At 62.9% G+C, this 3,168-nt stretch carries 4 protein-coding genes; all 4 read right to left on the bottom strand.

Features of this window, described 5'->3' with window-relative positions:
- Positions 1-624, bottom strand: a 624-nt coding sequence (locus NH195_RS10350; RefSeq protein WP_066706398.1) for a 3-oxoacid CoA-transferase subunit B, incomplete at its 3' end; no start/stop codon positions are given.
- A 25-nt stretch (positions 625-649) separates the two neighbouring features.
- Positions 650-1,435 (bottom strand): hypothetical protein, encoded by a 786-nt coding sequence (locus NH195_RS10355; RefSeq protein WP_066706402.1) that lies wholly within the window; start codon positions 1,433-1,435, stop codon positions 650-652.
- On the bottom strand, positions 1,432-2,487 hold the full coding sequence (locus NH195_RS10360; RefSeq protein WP_066706406.1) for a GSCFA domain-containing protein: 1,056 nt from the start codon (positions 2,485-2,487) through the stop codon (positions 1,432-1,434). The genes NH195_RS10355 and NH195_RS10360 overlap by 4 nt, the downstream gene beginning before the upstream one ends.
- A gap of 6 nt (positions 2,488-2,493) precedes the next feature.
- On the bottom strand, positions 2,494-3,168 hold a 675-nt coding region (locus NH195_RS10365), incomplete at its 5' end, for a CoA transferase subunit A (protein WP_066706409.1).

Here is a 3,168-nt window from a genome sequence, read left to right on the forward strand (position 1 = left end):
GACGATTTTCGCCTCGGTCGCGGCGCGCAGCTCTGCCTCAGACACGCCTTCGGCCAGTTCGACGATCTTCAACCCGCCCTCGACCACATCCAGCACGCCGAGATTGGTGATCACCCGATCCACCACGCCCTGACCGGTGAGCGGCAGGGTGCATTGGTGCAGAAGTTTGCTCTCGCCGTGTTTGTTGGTGTGATCCATCACCACCACCACACGGCCCACGCCCGCCACGAGATCCATTGCGCCGCCCATGCCTTTGACCAGCTTGCCGGGGATCATCCAGTTCGCCAGATCGCCCTTCTCGTCGACCTCCATCGCCCCCAAAATTGCCATGGCGATCTTGCCGCCCCGGATCATGCCGAAGCTGAAAGAACTGTCGAAATAGGCGGTGTTGGGCAGTTCCGTGATGGTCTGCTTGCCGGCGTTGATCAGGTCCGGGTCCTCGTCGCCCTCATAGGGAAACGGGCCCATGCCGAGCATGCCGTTCTCCGACTGAAGCGTCACGGAGACGCCTTCGGGGATGAAATTTGGCACCAGTGTAGGGATGCCGATCCCGAGGTTCACATAGGTGCCGTCCTGAAGTTCCTGCGCCGCGCGCGCGGCCATTTGATTGCGGTCCCAAGCCATTTTTAGTATCTCCTCCTGTGTCTTTTCAATCCGCGAGACTCTGTAGGTCCTCGGGGTGAAGTTGCAGACGGCTTTCCGCGAAAGCGCAGAACACCTGCCATCCGTAATCGGCATTCATGTGGCGATGATCGACGGTTTCCGTGCCGGGCTCCGTGTCGGGCCGGGCATAGCGATCCTCGGTCATGAATTGACCGGCGCGGGTCTCCTGCGGTTGCAGCATGACATCGAGCCCGACACGCGCCATTTCCTCTTCGATTTTTGCCTCGTAGCGTTGCATCCATTTCGCGCCATGCGGGCGTTTGCGCAGCGAGGCGAGGGCGAATTCATGCCCCGGTCCTGCCGCCACGGACCGCGCGAGCGGGTAGGGGGCGGGCAGGAAGCACTGTCGCGGATCGGTCCCGAAACGCTCTGCCAGCCGTTCGGCGCGCTGGCGCACCAGCCCGCGCAACAGGTCGCCGAGCGCGGCTTCTGAGAGGAAGGCGCGGGAGGTGCGTTCCGGTTCCTCGAGAATGTCGTGAAAAACCATGAGCCGCATGGCGTGATTGATCGTATAGCGCTCGCCGACATGAAGAATGCGGGCGAAGGGCGCAAAGTCGATTTCGTTTGTGTCCATCCAGCCCAGCAAATGGCTGGCGTCCTCGGGAGCGCGAAACACGCCGTCCTCGTAAAGGGCCGCACTGTAAATCTGTCCGGGCAGGCCGAAATAGGTCACATCCAGAGTTGGAAACGCTTCAGCGATCCGGTGCCGTGCGGTGTAGAACGCGCCGGTGTGAGAGGTGCCGATGATGAGGATTTTCTGTCTGTCACTCATGACCGGCTCGCCTCGATCAAAGCTTCTTCGCAGACCAGATCGGCCTCTTCCAACCCGTCGTCCTCCGGCGTCTTACGGACGATCCGGGGCACGTTTTCGGCCTCCGGGTCATGTGCCCGGAAGAACATACGCATCGCCGAGGCAACGCCTTCTTCGGTGACGGAGCGCAGGTTTTCCTTGTAGAACCGCCCGCCTGCCGCCGGGTTGGTCACCAACTCATAGGACGGGAAGTAATCGACATTGTCGTATTTCGCCGCGACCTCGCCTGCGGCCGCGCGCAGCGTCGCTTTGGAATAGGCGGTGGCGGGCAGCACATGGCCACTTGTCGCGGTGGCGGTCAGCGGCACGGGGGAGATGGTCAAAAGCATGCGAATGTCAGGGCGCAGCGCCATCAGACGGCTGCGCAGCTCTTCGAGATCGTCGCGCACCTCCGGCAGGCTGAAATTGTGAAAGCCGAAGACCTCGGGGGCGTAATGGCCCGCGAGCGTGCCGGGCGCGGTCGGGTAGACCGTGCCGCTCTCAAGATGAAACCAGACCTCCGTCAGCCCCAGCGTGAAGACAAAGACATCGGCGCGGCGCACGGCGCGGAGCACGCGGCGGAGGTGGACGGCGCGGGCCTCTGTCACATGCTCGGGCGTCGCCAGCCCGCCGGGTTCGACATTCGGGCGTTGCGCATCGAAATAGCGCCCGTCGCGCTCCCAGATCGGCTCGGCGGGTTTGATCTCGCCCTGCGCCTCGCGCAGAAGCTGCACCATCTGGCGCACTGTGTAGATATTGCCGTAGCGCGCGGAATAGAGCGCATAGCCGTAGCGATTGAGCACCTCGCGCGGGAACGGGCCCTTGGGGGTCTCCGTGTCGATCACCGCCCAGTCGCGCGCCACGAGGTTGCGATGCACATGCTGGGCGAAACAGCTTCCCGCCGTCATGATCCGGTCGGTGGGCGAGATGCGGAATTTCGGCAGGCACAGCCCCTCGATCGCCGTTGGATCGGCCTCGGCCACACCGCTCCGCCAGAAGGCGGAGCCGGGCAGATGATCGTAGGGGGAGCCCATATGCGCTTACGCCGCCGGGCGCGGGCGTGTGGTGCGCTGTTCAATACGCTTTTCATGCGTGCCCTGAACCAGACGATGCACATAAACCCCCGGCAGGTGGATGCAATCCGGATCGAGCGAGCCGGTCGGGACGATCTCCTCGACCTCCATGATGCAGATCTTGCCGCACATCGCCGCCGGCGGGTTGAAATTGCGCGCGGTCTTGCGGAACACGGCATTGCCGGTCTCGTCGGCTTTCCACGCCTTCACGATGGAAATATCGGCGAAAATGCCCTCTTCGAGGATATAGGTCTCGCCGCCAAAGTCCTTGTGCTCTTTGCCTTCGGCGATCACCGTGCCCACACCCGTCTTGGTGTAAAACCCCGGGATGCCCGCCCCGCCGGCGCGCATGCGTTCGGCCAAAGTGCCCTGCGGATTGAACTCCAATTCCAGCTCGCCCGAGAGGTATTGGCGCATGAATTCAGCGTTTTCGCCCACGTAAGACGACATCATTTTCCGGATCTGGCGGGTCTCCAGCAGCTTGCCGAGCCCGAACCCGTCGACGCCCGCATTGTTCGAAGCCACGGTCAGATCCTTGACGCCGCTCTCGACGATGGCGTCGATCAAAAGCTCGGGAATGCCACACAGCCCGAACCCGCCCGCAGCGATCAGCATGCCGTCCGTCAAAAGCCCGTCAAGGGC

This window comes from Celeribacter ethanolicus, assembly GCF_001550095.1.
Taxonomy (GTDB): domain Bacteria; phylum Pseudomonadota; class Alphaproteobacteria; order Rhodobacterales; family Rhodobacteraceae; genus Celeribacter; species Celeribacter ethanolicus.